At 48.1% G+C, this 20,788-nt stretch carries 13 protein-coding genes and 1 tRNA gene; 8 read left to right on the forward strand and 6 right to left on the reverse strand.

The window, feature by feature from the left end; all coding sequences use genetic code 11:
• Window positions 1–2 precede the first annotated feature (2 nt).
• A complete protein-coding gene (locus tag ACNA7P_RS05645; protein ID WP_416257642.1) occupies window positions 3–1,055 on the reverse strand; it encodes an Ldh family oxidoreductase in 1,053 nt (350 codons plus the stop codon).
• 134 nt (window positions 1,056–1,189) lie between these two features.
• On the opposite strand from ACNA7P_RS05645, the gene ACNA7P_RS05650 reads away from it, so the two are divergent.
• The 7 genes from ACNA7P_RS05650 (at window position 1,190) to aceA (ending at window position 10,182) form a co-directional block, all read left to right on the forward strand.
• Window positions 1,190–2,203 carry an ATP-dependent 6-phosphofructokinase gene (locus tag ACNA7P_RS05650; protein WP_416257643.1) on the forward strand — a complete coding sequence of 338 codons (1,014 nt, stop codon included), beginning with the start codon at window positions 1,190–1,192 and terminating at the stop codon, window positions 2,201–2,203.
• Window positions 2,204–2,294: 91 nt separating this feature from the next.
• Window positions 2,295–3,212, forward strand: a complete 918-nt coding sequence (speB, locus tag ACNA7P_RS05655) for an agmatinase (protein WP_416257644.1) — start codon at window positions 2,295–2,297, stop codon at window positions 3,210–3,212.
• The gene (speA, locus tag ACNA7P_RS05660; RefSeq protein ID WP_416257645.1) at window positions 3,209–5,125 is read left to right on the forward strand and encodes a biosynthetic arginine decarboxylase; all 1,917 of its coding nucleotides are present in this window, start codon (window positions 3,209–3,211) and stop codon (window positions 5,123–5,125) included. Before speB ends, speA begins: the two co-directional genes overlap by 4 nt.
• Before the next feature lie 141 nt (window positions 5,126–5,266).
• Window positions 5,267–5,342 (forward strand) — tRNA-Phe (locus tag ACNA7P_RS05665).
• Window positions 5,343–5,562: 220 nt separating this feature from the next.
• Entirely contained in the window at window positions 5,563–7,011 is a 1,449-nt protein-coding gene (nhaD, locus tag ACNA7P_RS05670; protein WP_416257646.1) for a sodium:proton antiporter NhaD, read from the forward strand.
• A gap of 212 nt (window positions 7,012–7,223) precedes the next feature.
• Complete coding sequence (gene aceB / locus ACNA7P_RS05675) at window positions 7,224–8,822, forward strand: malate synthase A (RefSeq protein ID WP_416257647.1); 1,599 nt, start codon at window positions 7,224–7,226, stop codon at window positions 8,820–8,822.
• 34 nt (window positions 8,823–8,856) lie between these two features.
• Window positions 8,857–10,182, forward strand: coding sequence for an isocitrate lyase (gene aceA, locus ACNA7P_RS05680; protein WP_416257648.1), 1,326 nt, complete (start codon window positions 8,857–8,859; stop codon window positions 10,180–10,182).
• Between the two features lie 55 nt (window positions 10,183–10,237).
• Here the strand turns inward: aceA and ACNA7P_RS05685 are convergent, their stop codons facing one another.
• Together ACNA7P_RS05685 and aceK are read right to left on the reverse strand one after the other, a co-directional pair.
• Entirely contained in the window at window positions 10,238–11,596 is a 1,359-nt protein-coding gene (locus ACNA7P_RS05685; RefSeq protein ID WP_416257649.1) for an amidohydrolase family protein, read from the reverse strand.
• Window positions 11,597–11,709: 113 nt separating this feature from the next.
• Window positions 11,710–13,446: a bifunctional isocitrate dehydrogenase kinase/phosphatase gene (gene aceK / locus ACNA7P_RS05690; protein WP_416257650.1), complete on the reverse strand. Its 1,737-nt coding sequence runs from the start codon at window positions 13,444–13,446 to the stop codon at window positions 11,710–11,712.
• 169 nt (window positions 13,447–13,615) lie between these two features.
• On the opposite strand from aceK, the gene ACNA7P_RS05695 reads away from it, so the two are divergent.
• Entirely contained in the window at window positions 13,616–14,557 is a 942-nt protein-coding gene (locus tag ACNA7P_RS05695) for a LysR family transcriptional regulator (protein ID WP_416257651.1), read from the forward strand.
• 94 nt (window positions 14,558–14,651) lie between these two features.
• Here the strand turns inward: ACNA7P_RS05695 and ACNA7P_RS05700 are convergent, their stop codons facing one another.
• The 3 genes from ACNA7P_RS05700 to ACNA7P_RS05710 form a co-directional block, all read right to left on the reverse strand.
• Complete coding sequence (locus ACNA7P_RS05700) at window positions 14,652–17,822, reverse strand: amidohydrolase family protein (RefSeq protein WP_416257675.1); 3,171 nt, start codon at window positions 17,820–17,822, stop codon at window positions 14,652–14,654.
• Between the two features lie 158 nt (window positions 17,823–17,980).
• Window positions 17,981–19,342 carry a GntP family permease gene (locus tag ACNA7P_RS05705; protein WP_416257652.1) on the reverse strand — a complete coding sequence of 454 codons (1,362 nt, stop codon included), beginning with the start codon at window positions 19,340–19,342 and terminating at the stop codon, window positions 17,981–17,983.
• A 101-nt stretch (window positions 19,343–19,443) separates the two neighbouring features.
• Entirely contained in the window at window positions 19,444–20,733 is a 1,290-nt protein-coding gene (locus tag ACNA7P_RS05710) for an MFS transporter (RefSeq protein ID WP_416257653.1), read from the reverse strand.
• Window positions 20,734–20,788 lie beyond the last annotated feature (55 nt).

Here is a 20,788-nt window from a genome sequence, read left to right on the forward strand (position 1 = left end):
CATTAACAAGTTTTTGGTAAGGTAACCGCCAACTTTTCCGCATAATGAATGAGCCGAGGCCAAGTTAGCTCATCAAGTAACACACCTTGTTCTACTTGCTCTCGGTAATTCGCTAACGCACCGCTGCCTGGTATTCGCACTGGCTGGTTCGCATCCACCGGCGTTGCTGCCCGGCAGCGCGCGAGTAAATCATCGGTAACACGTTTTAAAGCCACAGTGCCAGCGAAGGCCTCGGGGTCTAAAACTTGCACAAACAGGGTATTTTGCTCGCCATCTGCGGCCGCATCATTGCGGCCATGGCCACTTAAGCCTAATGTCCAAAGCTCGCTTTGTAAGCATAAGCCATACCCTTTGTAGCCTAGGTCTCCCCCACCTAACGGCAAAATCGCGCCGCCCTCTTCTATATAAACCTTGGGATCATCAGAGATTTCACCGGTTTTACTAATAATGGCGGGCCACGGTAGCCGCTCGTTACGTTCGTATGCTTGCCGAACTTTGCCCGCAGCCGTTACCGAGAAACTCATATCCAACAATACCGGATCGGCGCTAGTAGGTACGCCAATCGCGTATGGGTTTGGCGAAAATACCCGGCTGCAGCCACCCGCTGGAGCAACGCTCTCTTGTGCAGGAGTTGCTGCCATCAAGTTCACCAGCATGCCTTGATTGGTAGCTATTTGTAGATAGGCAGCCAAGCTCGCCACATGTTCACAGCCTTTCACTACAATGGTGCCGGTACCAGCGCTGCTAGCCATCTCACAGGCACGTTGTACTGCTTTTGGCGCCACATATAAGCCAGATAGCTGGTGGGCATCCCAAGTTTCAACTGCGGCCCGCTGGCGCAATACCTCAACCTCACCGCTGCCACGCATGGCTCCACTTTGTAGCTGCTTCACGTTATACGGTAAACGACGAACACCATGGGTGCGAAAACCAAGCAAATCACCCCACACTAACGATTGCGCCATCGTGTTAGCGATATTTTCCTCTGCACCCGCTTGCCGCAGGCACTTTGCGCTGAACTTAATTAAATCTTGCTGGTGAACACGAACCGCCATGAATTGTTGCTCCAAAGCCAAGAGATTGTTAGAAAATATAGTGTAACTGGAAATTCATACTTGGTCAGCGCCCTTTCGCGAGTTAAGCTGTAAGGTTCACGCATTGTGGAAAGGTTAGTAGAAAGGAATAAGCAATGAAAAAAATCGCAGTAATCACCAGTGGCGGTGATGCGCCAGGCATGAACGCCTGCATTCGCGCAATTGTAAATACCGCTTGGCAGCATGATATCGAGGTGATCGGTTTTCGTCATGGCTTCCGTGGTATTGCTGAGAACTTAGCGCAACCCCTGCATCCCGATGATATGCGCTTAGTTAGCCAGCGCGGCGGTACATTTTTGAAAAGCTCGCGCTTTCCCGAGTTTCGCGAAGTAGCCGTTGCACAGCAGGCTGCTGGGGTTCTTAACGAACATGATATAAGCGCGCTTATCGTGATAGGCGGTGATGGCTCCTTCCGCGGCGCCGTGCATTTGCAAAATCATTGGCACGGCCAAGTAATTGGCATTCCGGGAACCATCGATAACGATTTGGCGGGAACCGATGTAACCATTGGTTTCGCAACCGCGGTAGATACCGCAATGGATGCTATTGATAAGGTGCGGGAAACCGCCGAAGCCATGGCTCGCGTATTTCTAATTGAAGTAATGGGCCGCCATGCGGGCTTTATCGGCTTACATGCCGCCATTGCTGGTGCTGCCGAAGGCATGCTGTTACCCGAGTTAGAGCCGCAACCAAAGCTCGCAGACATTGCCGATAATATTTTACGCGCCCGCGCAGCATTCCCCGATAGTAGCTACATTGTAGTGGTAGCAGAAAATCTCTGGCCAGGCGGCGTTCACGAACTAGGTAATAATTTATCTAAAGCCACCGGTGTTACCTGCCATCCCTGCCCATTAGGGCATATTCAGCGCGGCGGTAGGCCCAATGCCCAAGATCGTATACTGGCAATGCAACTTGGGGCTGCAGCGGTGTCGGCTATAATGGAAGGCAAACGCACCATTATGATCGGCCTTGAGCAAGAGCACGTAGTTGAAGTACCGCTTGCTGCAACCTTTGCTCGCGATAAGCCACTCGACCCTCGATTAGTAGAGTTGCAACATGGATTGCAGGGCGTAAATTTCGCTTCAAAAAATGGCGCTAAAACCGCATAATGGCGTCCCTTTTGAATGGGTGCTTTTTTACCCAAGAAAAATTGTTTTTTTGGCTCAATAAAATCGTTTTCAACGCAGAGGTGATTGGCAATTGGCAAACACATTCCCTATTCAGGTTACATTAGATGAGCCCGTTCGTGCCTATTTTGGCGCCGAATTAGCAACTGAAATTAACAGCAACAAAAGTTACGTAATAGGTTTCGGTTTTGATGGTACCGCTTGTTTTCGTAAAGGCACCCGCTATGGGCCTGATGGGCTGCGTTCTGTTTCCGAAGATATCGAATCGTATTCACCCTATCTCGATTGTGATCTAGAAGATTATGAGTTTTTCGATCTCGGTAATCTGCAGTTGGGCGAAAGCACTGATGTGGAAGCACAGTGGCAACACGCCAACGATGATTTCAACAAAATATTTGGCGAGTTAGATTTAGCCGCTGAACAAATTAAAGTATTCACACTGGGTGGCGAGCATTCAATTTCTTACGCCCCTATCGTGAAGTATTTACAACAATACCCCGATCTTGTGTTGTTGCATTTAGATGCCCATGCGGATTTGCGCGATGGCTTTAGCGGCTATCATTATTCGCATGCCTCTATTATTCGCCGCGCTCTTGATCATTTCGGCGCGGGCCACGAACTTATTCAATATGGTATTCGCTCTGGTACTCGCGAAGAGTATGCATTTATGCGTGAGCACAACACCGTGCGCACATCGCGTAAAGATTTCCTTGATAGCGTTGCCGCTATACCAGCAAATCGGCCAATTTATTTAACCCTAGATCTCGATTACTTCGATCCTTCATTTTTGCCAGGCACCGGTACACCCGAACCTGGTGGCGAAGATTTTCACTCCTTTGTGAGCCTCACTAAGCTTTTGAAAGAGCGCAATTTTGTAGGTTGTGATGTGGTTGAGTTATCACCGCAAATAGATCCTACTGGAAATTCTGATGTATTTGCCGCCAAAGTGGTGCGCGAGTTATTACTGGTATTAGAGGAGAGCCGCGCATGAGCCAAGCATGGACGATTGAAAACGCTGAAGAGCTGTATGGTGTAAAGCGTTGGGGTGCCGGTTATTTTAGTATTGGCGAGAATGGCAATATCCAGATTTCACCAAATCATCGTAAGCCTGATGTTTACATTGATATGAATGAAGTGCTCGAAGAAATGAAAGCAGAAGGCATCGAGTTTCCTGCCGTAATTCGTTTCCACGATATTTTGCGCTCGCAAGTTGAAATTCTAAACGAAACATTTCGCGATACCATCGATACAGCCGAGTATGAAGGTAAGTACATTGGCGTGTATCCGATTAAAGTTAACCAAATGCGCGAAGTGGTTGAAGAAATCATTGATGCCGGCGAACCCTATAATTACGGCTTAGAAGCAGGCTCAAAGCCTGAACTTATGGCCGTATTGGCATATAACGAAAATCCAGAAGCATTAACCATTTTAAATGGTTACAAAGATGAAGATTACCTCACCCTAGCCCTGCTCGGCCGCAATATCGGCCGCAAAATGATTGTGGTGGTGGAGAAGTTCTCTGAGCTGGAAATGTTGGTTCGTTTGGCCAAGAAGTATGGTATCGATCCGATGATCGGCTTACGCTCGAAAATGATGGTACGCAGCACCGGTAAGTGGTCAAGCTCTAGCGGTGATCGCGCGAAGTTTGGTTTAAGCATCGCGGAAATTGTGAATGCCATGGAATACTTGCAACAACACAATATGTTGCATTGTGCCAAGCTATTACACTTCCATATCGGCAGCCAAATTTCAGATATCCGCAAGATCAAAGAAGCCATTACCGAAGGTGCTCGCCTGTACGCCAAATTAGTGCAAATGGGCGTGCCCCTTGAATACCTTGATATCGGCGGTGGCTTAGGCATCGATTACGATGGCAGCAGTACTACTACCGATTCTTCACGGAATTACTCCACTGATGAGTATGTAGCGGATATCGTTTACGGTGTGAAGCAAATCTGTGATTTAGAAGATGTAGCGCACCCGAACTTAGTAAGCGAAAGTGGCCGCGCGATTACCGCGCACCACAGTTTGGTAGTAACCAACATCGTGGGTGAAATAAACCCTGGTGCTACTCAGTTTGATTTTGCCGCAGAAGAAGGCGAGCATGTTTTAGTAAGCAATATTCGTGAGCTCGTGGGGGCTAATGATTTACACCCGCAAGAGCTATTTAACGATGCTGCAGCATATAAACAAAGCGCGTATGAAGCCTTTAAACTCGGTATTTTAAGCATTCGCGAAATGGCGAAAATCGATACTATGTATTGGCGCGTACTTACCGATATTCATCATTCACTTGATGAAGAAACAAGCCAAATTCAAGAACTAGAAGAACTTGAAGATACGCTCGCCAGCCAGTATTTAGCGAACATGTCGATTTTCCAATCTGCTGCGGATACTTGGGCAATTGGCCAATTATTACCGATTGTTCCGCTCATTCGCCTGAACGAAAAACCGGAAGTACGAATTTCTATTGTCGATATTACCTGTGATAGTGATGGCAAAATCGGTAAATACATCGAGAACAACAGCATTAGCGATAACATTCCAATGCATCGCTTACGCAAAGATGAATCCTACCCGATTGGCATGTTCTTAACCGGCGCATACCAAGACGTTATGGGTGATATGCATAACTTGTTTGGCCGTTTAACCGAAGTACATATCTTCAGCCATGACGATGAACCTGGCGCGTTTTATATCGAAGAAGTAGTACCAGGCCATGCCGCTGCGAAAGTGCTTGAAACCATGCAGTACAACACAGATTACATGGCGAAAATGGTGAAGAAATCTATCGATAAACAAATTCGCAAAGGCGCAATAGCGCCTCGCCAAGGTGTGCGTTGGAGCGATTTTTATGAGCGTTGTTTAAACGGTACTACCTACTTACGAGATGAACGAAAGTAGTGGTTTTAGTGCTTTGAACACGAAAATGCACTGAAAGTGCGCATTTCGTGAGCAATCAAACGGCAAACAGGAAAAACCGGTTGACTTCAAAGCCCTAAAAACGTTTAATTGCAGCCACAACGCAACGCGTTAACTAGTTTTGCCCGGATAGCTCAGTCGGTAGAGCAGAGGATTGAAAATCCTCGTGTCGGTGGTTCGATTCCGCCTCCGGGCACCATTATAAAAAAACCTGCTTAATTGCAGGTTTTTTTATGCCTATTTTTAGGTACCCCAAAGAAACCTATACTTTGGTCTACTTAACACAGTTTTTCCGCTCGCATTTTCCTCAAATTGTGATACCCTTGCGCCGTTTTTAGGCCACTAAAGGCACTCTCTCTTCTTGTTCGCACTCACAGTGCGCGATCCTGCGCGTACTGGAACATTGCAGGTTAAAAATAATGAAAATCGCAATAGGAATGCTCCTCCTCACTCTTGGCTTGTTCATAAGCCCGGCTGCTTATGCTGCTGCCCCAGAACTTGATATGACCGCAACCAGCGTTGGTTTTATTGCGCTTGGTGTATTTATCGTTGCTTACATCCTGGTGATGGGCGAAGAAAAACTGCACATGCGCAAATCAAAACCGGTGCTGGTAGCCGCAGGTATTATTTGGATTCTTATCGGTTGGGTGTATACCCAGCAAGGTATGCAAGAATCGGCCGAACATGCATTTCGGCAAACATTGCTCGAATTCTCGGAGTTGATGCTCTTCCTATTGGTGGCAATGACCTACATTAACGCCCTCGAAGAACGGCGTTTGTTCGATGCCTTGCGAGCATGGATGATTCGTAAAGGGTTTAGTTACCGCACCCTATTTTGGATAACCGGCATACTTTCATTTGTTATTTCGCCAATTGCCGATAACTTAACCACCGCGTTACTGATGTGTGCCGTAGTAATGAAAGTTGCTGAAGGCGATAAGAAGTTTATTGGCCTGTGTTGCGTAAATATCGTAGTTGCCGCAAACGCTGGTGGTGCATTCTCACCCTTTGGCGATATTACCACGCTCATGGTATGGCAAGCCGGCATGGTGTCTGCGCAAGAATTCTTAGCGCTGATGGTGCCGGCGGCGGTTAACTTCCTGATTCCAACCATCATCATGAGTTTCTTTGTTGAGAATCGGAAACCCTCTGCTATCAGCGAATCGGTTGAGTTGAAACGCGGTGCTTTTCGTATTACCGCCCTATTCTTGCTCACTATTGCTACAGCCGTAGCCTGCCATACATTCCTGAATTTGCCGCCAGTACTGGGCATGATGATGGGCTTAGGTTACTTGCAGTTCTTCGGCTATTTCTTACGCATGACACTCCCTGGCTCACTGGCACGCAAACGCGCGATGGCAGAACGAGCTGGCGATCAAGAGCGGTTAAAACGATTAGGTGGCGTAGTGCCATTCGATGTATTTAGCCGAGTTTCACGAGCCGAGTGGGATACGCTACTATTCTTCTACGGCGTGGTAATGTGTGTTGGCGGTTTAGGCTTTCTCGGCTACCTCGGGTTAATGTCGGATTTCCTCTACAATGAATGGAATCCTACTTACGCAAACGTTGTGTTAGGTATGGCCTCGGCGGTAATTGATAACATTCCAGTAATGTTTGCCGTACTCACCATGCAACCAGAGATGTCCCATGGCCAATGGCTATTGATCACTCTAACAGCAGGTACCGGCGGTAGTTTGTTATCGGTTGGCTCGGCAGCAGGTGTTGCATTGATGGGCCAAGCTCGCGGGTATTATACCTTTATGGTGCATTTAAAATGGGCGCCGGTTATTTTCCTTGGCTACGCTGCCAGTATCTTTATGCACTTATGGCTAAATAGCGCTACCTTCTTGGTATTTGGCAAAGTGTAACGAACGCTTAACTCTGCTCCTTATAAAGACCGCTTCGGCGGTCTTTTTTATTGCTGAAACCTTCCTACTACTCCCCTTCATTCATAAAACTTATACCCCAGATACATAAACTGTGTGAATGGCTGAAATTTTACCCATAGATTGGCTGAATGCAATAACCACGCTCATACTCAGCTCATGGTTAACATACATCCAACAAATTGGGTTTAAATATGAGCAACTTCACGCCACACCAAGATCTAACCTTCACTGTTCCGCTAGCGCCTGAATTTCAGGAGCTATTCACTAACGCAGCACAGCAATTTATCGTTGAGCTTACGCGTAAGTACCGGCCGCAGCTAAAAGAGCTCTTAGAACAACGGGAAATTGCCCAGAACCATTACGATGGCGGCGAGCTACCGGATTTTGCTAGCGAAACGAGCAGCATTCGAGAAGGCGATTGGCAGGTGGCAGCCATTCCTGCAGATTTACAAAAACGCCATTTAGAAATCACTGGCCCAGTAGAACGAAAGATGATCATTAACGCCTTAAATGCCGATGTTGATGTGTTTATGGCCGATTTTGAAGATGCTCAATCGCCTACCTGGGAAGGCCTAATGCAGGGCCAAGTTAATTTGCGCGATGCCAATCTGGGCACTATCACGCACACCGATGCGAACAGCGGTAAGCACTATGCTCTGAAAGAAAACCCTGCTCTATTAATTGCTCGTGTGCGCGGCTTGCATTTGCCGGAAAAACACCTACTGGTTGATGGCGAACCCGTGCCGGGCGCCTTAGTAGATTTCGCCCTGTATTTTATCCACAACTACCCAACGCGTATCGCTAACGGCAGCGGTGTGTATCTATACGTACCTAAACTACAGCACCATCAAGAAGCCAAGTGGTGGAGCGATGTGTTCTGCTACACCGAGAACAAATTCCAGGTGCTGCGCGGTACTATTCGTTGCACGGTATTAATTGAAACTCTACCTGCTGTATTCCAAATGCATGAAATTTTGCACAGCCTGAAAGAGCACATTGTGGGGCTTAATTGTGGCCGCTGGGATTACATTTTCAGTTACATCAAAACCCTGCGTGCCCATGCCGATCGTGTTCTCCCCGATCGCCAAGTAGTTACCATGAATCAGCCTTTCCTTAGCGCATACTCGCGGTTACTTATCAAAACTTGCCATCAACATGGGGCGCTGGCCATGGGCGGGATGGCCGCATTTATTCCTGTCAAAGATGCTGGCGAAAATGCCGCCATTTTAGCCAAAGTAAAAGCTGATAAAGAGCTCGAATTTAGTAATGGCCACGATGGCACATGGATAGCTCACCCCGGCCTAGCGCCCACTGTTCGCGATGTGGTGGCCAAGTACATTGGCGATTACCCCAATCAACTGCGCGTTACCCGCGCTGAAGATGCAGCCATTACCGCTGCTGATTTACTCGAACCAAGCGGTGGCGAACGCACCGAAGCAGGCATGCGCACTAATATTCGCGTGGCGCTGCAATACATTGCCGCATGGCTATCGGGCAAGGGCTGCGTACCGATATACGGGCTAATGGAAGATGCGGCTACTGCGGAAATTTCCCGCACCTCAATTTGGCAATGGATTAAACACGGCAAAACTCTTAGCGATGGGCGCACCATTAGCAAAGTGTTATTCCGTGAAATGCTCGCCGAGGAGGCTGCTGTAGTGCAAGAAGAAGTGGGCGCACAACGCTGGCAAAACGAGAACTTCGCCACCGCAATCACCCTATTTGATGACATTACTACGGCAGATGAGCTTACCGAGTTTCTTACCCTGCCGGGCTACCAATACTTATAAAACTTACGCTAATACAACGAAAGGAATTAACGCCATGACTACTGCAAAGAACCTACATCAAGCTGCTGCAGATTTACAGCAAGAATGGGATACCTCACCACGGTGGCAAGGAGTGAACCGCACTTACAGCGCTGAAGATGTGCTGCGTTTACGAGGCTCACGCCGAATCACCTACACCCACGCCGAACACGGCGCCGAAAAACTCTGGCGTTTAGTGAACGGGGCAGCGCAAGAGAAATTTGGCAAGAACTATGTGAATGCGTTAGGCGCACTTACCGGTGGCCAAGCGGTGCAACAAGTAAAAGCTGGTTTACAGGCAATATACCTATCTGGCTGGCAAGTAGCTGCAGATAACAACTCGGCCGCAAGTATGTACCCAGATCAATCTTTGTACCCGGTTGATTCAGTGCCAAAAGTTGTCGAGCGGATTAATAACTCGTTCGCCCGCGCCGATCAAATTCAATGTTCGAAGGGCATTGGCCCAGATGATGAAGGCTATATCGATTACTTTGCCCCTATCGTTGCAGATGCAGAAGCAGGTTTTGGTGGTGTGTTAAACGCTTACGAGCTAATGCTCGGCATGATCAAAGCAGGCGCTGCGGGTGTCCACTTTGAAGATCAGCTCGCATCAGTGAAAAAATGTGGCCATATGGGCGGCAAAGTACTGGTGCCTACCCAAGAAGCCGTGCAAAAACTAATAGCCGCGCGCTTAGCAGCCGATGTTGCCGGTACAAACACCCTTATTGTTGCTCGCACAGATGCCAATGCTGCCGATTTACTTACTAATGATGTAGATCCTAACGATACTCGCTTCTTAACCGGCGAGCGCACAGCGGAAGGTTTTTACAAGGTAAAAGCGGGCATTGAACAAGCTATTTCGCGCGGTTTGGCCTACGCCCCGTACGCCGATTTAGTGTGGTGTGAAACAGCTAAGCCCGATTTAGAAGAAGCGCGCCAGTTCGCCGAAGCAATCCACGCTAAATATCCGGGTAAACTATTAGCTTACAACTGCTCACCCTCGTTCAATTGGAAGCGTAACCTCGATGATGCCACTATCGCCAAGTTCCAACGGGAGCTTGCTGCAATGGGCTACAAGTTCCAGTTCATCACCTTAGCGGGTGTGCATAACATGTGGTACCACATGTTCAACTTGGCTTACGATTACGCACGCAATGATATGTCGGCGTACGTGAAGTTACAGCAGGAAGAGTTCGCATCTGCCGATCGTGGGTATACCTTCGTTGCCCATCAACAAGAAGTGGGCACCGGCTACTTCGATGATATTACCAACGTGATTCAAGGCGGGGTTTCGTCGGTTACTGCATTAAAAGGCTCTACCGAAGAAGAGCAATTCTCTTAACACGAACAAGCAACAGATAACGCCGTGAGTGCCCAGCACTTACGGCGTTATTTTTTTACAACACAGCCGGGTTAATTTGCCCATTTTCTTTATAAATAGTGCCGTCCTTCATTACAAAATCAACGCTCTGTAGCAGATTAATATAGCGTAGTACGTCTCCTCGAACAGCAATGATATCAGCCACTTTACCGGCCTGTACTGAACCGAAACGATCCTGCACGCCCATCATTACCGCAGGCCAGTAGGTTGCCGCACGAATCGTTTCGATAGCATCAAACTCCATTACATCCACCCACCACGCCATCTCTTGCCAAGTAGATTGGCAATGGAATTTCATTGGGATACCGCTATCGGTGCCAATTAACATCACTACCCCGGTTTCTTTCAATTGCGCAATCTTATTGCGTAACGTAGATCGGCGCAGTGGCGTAAGTTGCATATAGCCAAGCTGTGAAGGTTGCGCTATCGATTGCCGGATATCAGCGATAATGTCGTTTGATAAACCCATTTCCCAGCAGGGATCGTCCAAGCGCGTGGGGTTCTTTACCGTATCGGTAAAATTCCACAGCCCTTCAACCGTAGGCGTCCAAAACAATAAGCCGTGAAAAATCCCAGTGGCGGTGCGCTCAATTAATGCATCGAGAATATCCTGCGGATAACCAGGAGCAGTAGTTAATCCGGTGTGCTCAAAGTTATCAATGCCAATTTCTAACCCCACCCGAATTTCATCCGGTTTATGGGCATGGCCAACAACTTTCATGCCACGTTTGTGCGCTTCATCAACAATGGCTTGAGCAACCTCAAGCTCCATATCATCATGATCAATCAGTTTTACCATTTCCATGCCCGCTTCATACAGCTCTTGCACGCGCGCTTGCGCCTCAGCCACGGAACGAACTTCCCAACGATAACCTCGTTGCCAATCATCCACTTTATGCTGTAAGAACGGCCCCGAAGTATATAAATGCGGCCCAGGAATTTGGCCACTATTAATCGCGTGCTTCACATTCCGCGAGGCGGCTAATGGAGCACCTAAATCGCGCGCACTCGTTACCCCTGCGAGCAGTAATTGCAACGCTGCCGCAGGCATAATTTCACTTTCGAAACGATCTGAATAGGTGGCATTCCAATGCGGGTAATCGGCGTGCCCAACCAACATTAAATGAGCGTGGTTTTCCCACAGCCCCGGTAGAAGATCGTGGCCGCCCATATTGATTTCGCGGTAACCTTCCGGCACAGGAAGCGTATCTACCGTGCCCACCTGTTGAATAATTCCATCTTCAATTAATACCACGCTGCGCAAAATAGGTTCCGCCACAGTGCCATCAATTAATCGGCCGCCTACTAAAGCGATTTTTTCAGCCTGCACAGGCCAAGCGCATGCAATTAATATACAAAAAATGATACCGCGCATCTTCAACACCTCATTGTTGTTTTTATTCAGCTTTATCTACAATAACTTTATTCAGCTTAGTGCCATGAGCCTTACTTCACCACACAGTTAAGCCCATTAAATACACCGCTAGGCTAATTTGCTTCATCATATTGCACATGTAAAAACCGGATTGATTGCGGATAGGGAAATACATCGGCCAGTTCGCCATCGGCAATGCGTTGTTGCTGTTCTCGCCAATAACTCGCCGTGGCCAGCTCTGGGTACATGCGTAAGAACTTATCACGCAGCTTCGGGTTATAAAATACATACTGGGGTAACTGCTCGGGAAATACATCGTTTGGAGCCACCGATATTGAATCTGCAGCTTGTAATGATTCTTCCATAGAGGCCGCTCTGGGCAGATCGCGGAAGTTCATTTCGTGCAAATACTGCACCTCATCATAATCGTAAAACACTACGCGCTTGGTGCGGGTTACACCAAAGTTTTTCAGCAACATATCACCCGGGAAAATGTTCGCCGCCAACATATCTTTCAGTGCTTGGCCGTAATCGTAAATAATAGCTTCAGTTTCCGCTTCATCCGCATATTCGAGGTACAGATTTAGCGGGGTCATGCGTTTTTCAATATACACGTGCCGAATAATCAGTAAATCGCCTTCAAACTCGAGAGAGCTAGCAATGCTTGCTTGCAGTTCCGCCAATAAATCATCGGCAATACAACTTAGCGGCAATGCCACATTCGAATACTCAATGGTATCCGCCATGCGCCCCACTCTATCGTGGCGTTTTACTAGTTGATAACGCTTTAATACCGTATCTCTGCCAAATGGTTTGCTTTCGCCAAATTCATCACGAATTACTTTGAAAACATAAGGAAAGGAAGGCAAGGTAAATACCATCATTACTAAACCCCGCACCCCGGGTGCCGGCACCATTTGCTCATCGGTTTCCGCTAAATGGGTAAGTAACTCACGGTAAAATTCCGTTTTCCCCTGCTTGTGCAAACCTATCGAAGAATATAACTCGGCAAGGGTTTTGCGCGGCATTAAGCCTTTTAAAAAGCGCACTAATGCCGAAGGCGCACGGGTGTTCACCATAAAATAAGCACGCGAAAAACTAAAAATGATGGTCATCTGATTTACATCGGTTATCAGTGCATCTAAATACAGCTTTTTCTCAGCGTTCACCAACACCGGCACAATAAAAGGATATTGCTGATGCTCGGTAACAATGCGCCCTACTACATAAGCAGCTTTATTCCGATAGAACGGATTTTGCAGCACATCTAAGCGCAATTGATGCGCGGCTATGGCGCGTACATTCGCTTGGCGCTGAAATGAGCGCATTAATTGGGCAATATTGGCCTCTAAATCGGCAAACTCGGCTTGAAAATCCATCTCATGAATAATGCGCCTCAGGGTTTCACGAACCCCTTCCGCTACCGGGAAGTAGCTTTCGTATTCGGTTTCTACCGGTAATGGAATGCGCCGGGCAAGCGTTGATTCCACAAATATAAACTGATTATGAAAATAGCGCCGGTGGAATAGCTTACAAAAAACCGAGTTAAAGAATGTTTCTGCCAGCTCGGCCTGCGGATGAAACTGCAATAGCTCTGCATAAATGGTTCTTACTTCTTGCCAAAGCTCGGTTTCCGGCGCATCGCTGGCAACTTCCTTATTCAACATGGCAATGGTTTCTTGCACGCGAATATCGTAAAAAGAAATACGATCGCGCGCAGCCTTTTGCAATGCCAGCCAATTCTTTTCTACAAAGTACCCTTGCGCAGTATTGGTAATCGCTTGGAAGCGCCGATAATGGGTATGAAATCCATGCAGTATTAGGCGCGCAATGCGGCGGCTTTCAGCCATTTGTTCTCCTTGGTGAGGCATTCGTGGGGCAGCAAATTACCGAATCGCGTACGGTATTTTGCCCACAACACCTTGCCTCATGTATGCACATTCAATCATTGCAGTTCTGAATTGCTTCTTTATAATTCATTCATCTTATTTATTCTTTGCAGCATAGGCAATTCACCAGATGAATCATTTTCGCAATATCGATCTCAACCTGCTCATTTATCTTGATGCCCTGCTCCGTGAACGTAATGTAACCCGAGCTGCGGAACAATTAAACATTACTCAGCCAGCGATGAGTAATGGCCTTAAACGCCTCCGCAACCTATTAAACGACCCTATTTTAGTGCGTACTAGCGAAGGTATGGTGCCTACCGAGCGCGCGTTAACCATGCAACAACCGGTACGGCAAATTTTGTACTCGGTAGAAGAAGTGATTCAGCCTTCACGCACCTTCACTGCTGAAAGCAGCGAGCGCGTGTTTCGCATCATGGTTTCCGATTACGCCGCTTCCACGCTGATGTCGCCCTTACTGAAGGCGCTGCGTGATCAAGCACCGCAAGTTACCATCGATTTAATGACCCCAAGTGATGTGAGCTTCCATGATGTAGAAAACGGCAAAGTAGATATCGCCATCAATCGCTTTGATGATTTACCCCAATCATTCCACCAAAAGAATCTTTGGAGTGATGATTTCACCTGCCTAATTCACCATGAGCACCCACTGTTAACCGATTACTCGCTAGATAATTACTTAAAAGCGCAACATTGCTGGGTAAGCAAAACCGGCTTTGGCGTAGGCATCGGCATGACCCCCGATGCCGTGCAAAAGCTCGGTTGGGTAGATGAAGCGTTAGCAAAATTAGGGCATCAGCGAAAAATTCGCGTGTTCACACGAAATTACCATGTAGCCATGCACTTAGCACGCGAGGGGTTAATTGCCACCTTACCTACGCGCGCGGCCGAGCTATATGAAGATAATCCTGATTTGGTACTGAAAACGCCACCATTTGCGATCCCAGAAATTGATTTACAAATGATTTGGAGCCCGTTACTTCAGCACGATGAAGGGCATCGCTGGTTCCGCCAACTAGTGGCAGATGTAGCAGCCCACAGCTGCAACTAGCCTACAGTAAATGCCAGTTTAATAATGCGCTCTCGGGCAATAAAAAAGCCACTTCTGAAGTGGCTTTTTATATGCGAACAAGTGAACGCGTTACTTACTTCTCAAAGTAGAACGGTTTCCGCTCACGTGCATTAGCACCGATTTCTTGCATGGTTTCTGCATCGAATAAACGGCCATTAATCATCGTGTGCGTAACCCGATCACTGTAGCGAATATTTTCCAATACGTTGCCATCAATAATCGCTAAATCGGCTAACTTGCCCACTTCTAAAGATCCAATCGCATGCTCCATACCTAAGCTTTTCGCAGCATCATAAGTTGCGGTGCGAAGCGCTTGATGTGGGTTCATGCCACCTTGCTCCATCATCCAAATTTCCCAATGCTGGGCCAGGCCTTCCCGCTGCCCGTGGGCACCAGCAGTAACCATTACACCACGATTTTGCAGCTGGGCAGCGCCAGTAGCGATGTTGATATGGTTGTAATGATGCGAAGGGGCAATTTCACGGCGCATTGAACGCGGGCGCAATACACGCTCTGGTACAAATTTACTTAGGCGCGGATGGTTCCAAACATCGGTATGCGCATACCAATAGTTTTCACCCCAAATACCACCGTAAGCAACACCTAAGGTTGGCGTATAGGCAGTTTCGGTTTGCTCCCAAAGCTGGAACACATCTTCATACATGATTTCTACAGGAATAGAGTGCTCAATCACAGTATGCCCATCAAAAATCATGCTCATGTTGTGCTGGTACAGCGAGCCACCTTCTGGCATCACCATCATTTCCAGCTCACGCGCGGCTTGAATAATTTGTTGGCGTTGATCACGGCGAGGTTGGTTATAGCTTTTCACCGAAAACGCGCCTACTTTCTTCATCCGCTCTAAATGGAAACGAGCATCATCTAAGCTATCTACATGGGCTGTAGCCGCTGGGCTATTCGCACCATATAAAATAGTACCGGTAGAGAAAATACGCGGGCCAACAATATTACCAGCACGCTGCATTTCACTTGAGGTGAAAATTTGCTGCGTATTATTCGATGGATCATGAATGGTAGTTACGCCAAAGGTTAAACCGGCGTACAACACCCAGTTCTGCTGCGGAATAATCTGATTTTCACCTTGCGCACCATGAGCATGGGTATCAATTAAGCCTGGAATCATGGTTTTGCCAGTAAAATCGATTACCTCAGCATTACGTGGCACCGATACATCGGCACGCGGCCCAATGGCTACAATTTTATTGCCTTGCACCACAACGGCAGCGTTTTCAATCACTTCATCGCCATTCATGGTAGCCACAGTACCGCCAACAAAGGCAATAGTTTGCTCTGGAATATACGTATTCGCGGTGAATGAAATATTCGTGCCATCACTCACTTTTTCAAAGGTATCATCACCACCGATATCAAACATACCGTTCAGGTTCGCAGAATACAGTTCTGGGCCTAAGGTCCAGTACAAGTTACTGCTATCCGCTGTCCACGAAAGGTTATCACCAGCACGCTGGGAAAGTTGCTCAATCGGGAACTGGCGATCCGTTGGGCTAATGCTAATCGCTTGGCCACGTTCAACAAACGGCGTTACGAATACACGAAAGCGCTCGGCAAACGCAAGGTACTTGCCATCTGGAGATACTTTGTATTCAGTTGCGTGGGAAGATGTATACAAGGTACGGCTTTCACCGGTAGCAATATCCACACTGCGCAACTCTGGCCCGCTCGCGCCAAAGCCATTTACATAAATGCGATCGTTGCGCGCACCAAACTGCACTGAACTGCCACTGGTAGCAATACGCTTCGGTTCATCACTATCTAACGGTAAGTGATAAATACCTGCCTGCAAACCATGGCTTGGGTCGGTTAAGTAACCACCACTAATTTTCCGGTACACCACCGCTTTGCCATCTGGCGAGAACACCGGCTCAATGAATTTGCCAACACCGGTAGGTAACACGCGCTCACGATTATTGCGCAAATCGCGCACTACCACTTGCCCTTGTTCTTGATCATGCCAGGTGGTGTACACCAAATAACGGCCATCACGTGAGAATGAAGGGAACAGTTCAAAGCGATCGTTCTGCCGCGTTAAACGCTGTGGTTCACCATTTGGTAGCGCCCGGGTATGCAAGTATCCCAATGCCTCGTAAATCACCCGATCACCGCTTGGTGCAACAATCGTATTACGCAACATGCGCACTGGAAACTCATCCGCTTCAATCGGCTGGCGGAAACGTACTGCATTTTGTACTTCTTTTTCCACATTCACAGAGAATGGCAATGCAGTTACCGCACCGTTTGCCACGTTCACTCGGTGAATACCGCCCTGCGCATAAAACACAATAGCCGAACCATCGTTGGTCCAGCTCATGGTTGGATACACACCATGAATGGCCCATGTTTCCTGCATATCACGGGTAAGATCGCCATACAGTTCGCGGCGATCACCGGTTTCTAAATCATATACATACAATTTGCTTTGGAAATCATCACGGCTTACATAGGCAAGATAGCGGCCATCAGGAGATGGCGTTGGCCGAATTGCACCACCCATGCCGGAGATCACATTCTCAATCTCGCCAGTTTCCAATTCATAACGTTTGATGGTGTAGATACCAGCGGTAGAATCTTTGTTGTAATGGAATGTTTGGCCCGGGGTATCATCTTGCGAGTAATACACATACTTACCATCTGGAGAAAACGCTGGCTCACCCAGATCTTTCTGATCATTAGGCCGCGCGGTAAGCATTACGCCCTGGCCGCCCGATTTGTGATACATCCAAATTTCACCAGCACCCAATGAACGGCGCGCGGTAAAGTGTTTCCGCGCCACAATAAATTCACCGTCTGGGCTCCACGCTGGGCTATTCAGCAGGCGGAAATTCTCATTACTTACTGGCCATGCTTCGCTACCATCAGCCTTCATAATCCAAACATTATCGCCACCACCTTCATCTGAGGTATAAGCAATATATTGGCCATCTGGGCTGTAGGTTGGTTGCATATGCCAACCGATACCACCGCGCAATAATTCCGCAGAACCACCACCCGCTGGCATACGATAAATGTCGCCGAGCATATCAAAAATCACGTAGGCCCCATCTGGGCTAATATCAACACTCATCCAAGTTCCCTCGGTGGTATTGATTTCTACGGTGCTAAATTCACCCATTGGTTCGTTTACCGACCAACGCGTATCTGCCGTTACCGCGCTTGCTACACATAACGATGCAACAATGCCGGCTAACGGTAATAATTTTTTCAGTGCTAACATGCAAACCCCTGGTTGATTTGGTTCATCAAGGTTATTTTTATTGAATTCCACTCTCTGTTGTAAAACAGTGCGGCCGGAATGTAAACACAGCCGCGTTCAACTTACATGAGCGTGCGATAAGCCTGCCCGTACTCTTACACAACACCTATTTATGAAAGCGCCATCGCTACCGCTACCACAGCAAGCGCCGCTAACATTGGCACCAACACCGTTACCACAAAAATATCGCGATAGGCTTCTTTATGGGTAAGCCCCATGAGTGTGAACAAGGCGATCACCGCTCCTGAATGTGGCAACGAATCTAAGCCACCGGCAGCCAAGTTGGCAATACGATGCAGTAATTCAGGCGACACCCCAGCTTCAAGATAAGCAGGCGCTAAGCTCGACATAAATATTTGCAATCCGCCCGAAGCAGAGGCCGTAATACCCGAGATTAAATTCGCCGATAAGAACACCGAAACTAAGGTGGGTAAATCCAGCCCAAGCAGCCAAGCCGCAAAACTATGAAAGCCCGATGTTTGAATTACTACACCACCGAAGCCAATTACGGCGGCGGTGTTAATCAGTGGTAGTAGCGCGTCATCCGCACCTTGGCCGGCCGTGCGCACAAAGTTTTCGCGTACAGGTGGAAACAGCAGATAGCAAGACGCCGCCCCCATCAGTAAGGCGAAACTAGCCCACAGCACCGGCTGCGTTAGGGCAAAGCTGATCCATTCAGCGTTTAAGCCGGCCATCATGAGTACGCGCGGTAATACAATCAACAACAGCACAACCACTACCGGCGTAATACTGCGTACCCAGCCGGGCAGGCTACTGCCGGTAGCACTTGCCAGTGCGGCCATTTGCTCATCTTTCGGGGTAGCTACGTAACCATCACCAGCGGCTAATGCCTTGCGCCATTGGGTTTGCAAGTACCACATCCCCAAACCGGCCATCAACACACCCGCAAGCACGCCATACCAGCCGCCGGCAAACAAATCGGTGCCCAGCTCACGCGCGGCAATTACGTTATGAATAGAAGGAGTGCCCGGCAATGCGGTCATGGTGAAAGTACCGGCGCCAAGCGCGATAGCAGCTGCGTATAGGCGGCGCGGAATGTTGGCTTCTTTCATCAGCGTTACGCCAATCGGGTACATAGTGAAAATCACTACAAACACCACAACGCCGCCGTAGGTAAGTAAGGCGCACACAAGCATCGCAATCAGCAATGCTTGCTTCGGCCCTAACCAGTTGGTGATCGCCATGGCAACACCTTGGGCTGCTTGGCTTGCGGCCATCACGCGGCCAAATAAAGCGCCACACAAAAACAGCAGCAGGAAATTACCGGCGAAGCTAAAGGCACCAGAAGCTCCAAAGGGAAAGTGTTGTAGAAACACTTCCTGCAGCGCCATACCATTGGTTAAACCAATCACCAGAATGGATAACAGCACTGCCAGTAGAATGTTCCACCCACGCAGCGCCAACCCTATTAATAATGCGAGGCCCAATAAAAGCCCGATATTGCCAATCATATAACCACCTTGTTGGTATTATTTTTTATCAAGGTAGCAAAGAATAGCTCGGTTCCGCTACTGTTATTCGCCGCTACTATTCCCCGTACTATTCGCCCCTACTATTCACCCCTACTGAGGGCCGAAAGCTGGTTTACGCGGGTAAGTAGAATAGCGCCAATAACAAAGAATGCGATTACCAACAACAGCGCGCTTTGCCGGGTAAGTAAATCTGCGGCAATACCAAAGGTGGCGGCAAGCAGCATCGCTAAACGGTTGAATACGCCCCACAAACCAAACGCACTACCATCGCGCTCCGGGCTGGCCAATAAGCCTACTAGCGAGCGGCTAGAGGCCTGAATAGAACCAATACCGGTGCCTGCCAGCAGCGCGATTACCAAAAACACATTGCGTACACTCATATCCAACCACGCAGCAATATCATAAATACCGTACATGCCAGAAATGGCGATAATCCACAGGCCGATTACGATAAACAACACTTTGCGCGCGCCAATAAAGCGCTCTACGATGCCAAAGCCGATGGCTCCAAACAACGCACTAAATTGAGTAGCTAAAAACACCGCCACTAAATCGGTTTGGCTTAAGCCAAGTTCACCGGTGCTATAAATGCCGATAAACTTAATTACCGTTTGCACGCCCGCCATATAAAACAGGAACGCCCAGAAAAAACGAAACAGCACCGGCTGCAAGCGTTGTTGATTCAGTAAGTTCAGGCTTTCTCGCCAGTTACTTGGCGCTAATTTGCGTACCGGCCGGGGTTTTTCTTTCAACAGCACAAAGGTAGGAATGGCCACCAACACAAAGTAAATCGAGATCGCAATCATCGACCATTGGTGCTGGCTAATATAAGCCTCGGTATCGGCTACCGGATCGGCACGAATAATGATCACCGACACCATCACCATGCTTACAAAGCCACCTAAATAACCTAATCCCCAACCCAATCCAGAAATTAAGCCCATATTTTTGCGGGTAGATATATCAGGAAGGAAAGCGGAAATAATGGCTTCACCGAGCATCCAAGCGGTGTTGGTGATCAAGATAATGGCAATACCCCACCAGATATCACCGGGGCCTACAAAGTACAAAAAGCAGGTGAAAATGGCGCACACCAAAGTACTCCAAAGCAACAAACGCTTTTTCGAAACCCCTTGATCAATGTAGTGGCCAACAATAGGCGATAACACCATCGCAATTAACGTAGAGCCAATAATGGCAATCGACCAATAGGTATCCCGCCACACGCTATCTACCGGAACGATGTAGGCCACAAAAAAGGCGGAGTACACAAAGGAAATAATAATCGTGGTGTATGCCTGATTGGCAATATCGTACATTGCCCAGCCGAATATCTGTCGTTTCGGAGCGTTTTTAGCGGCACCAGCCATGTGCTTATCCTTTTAGCTGCACGTGTAAGTGCAAGGTGAAAGAGAAATGGTAATC

The organism is Aliidiomarina sp. (assembly GCF_047920995.1).
Classification (GTDB): domain Bacteria; phylum Pseudomonadota; class Gammaproteobacteria; order Enterobacterales; family Alteromonadaceae; genus Aliidiomarina.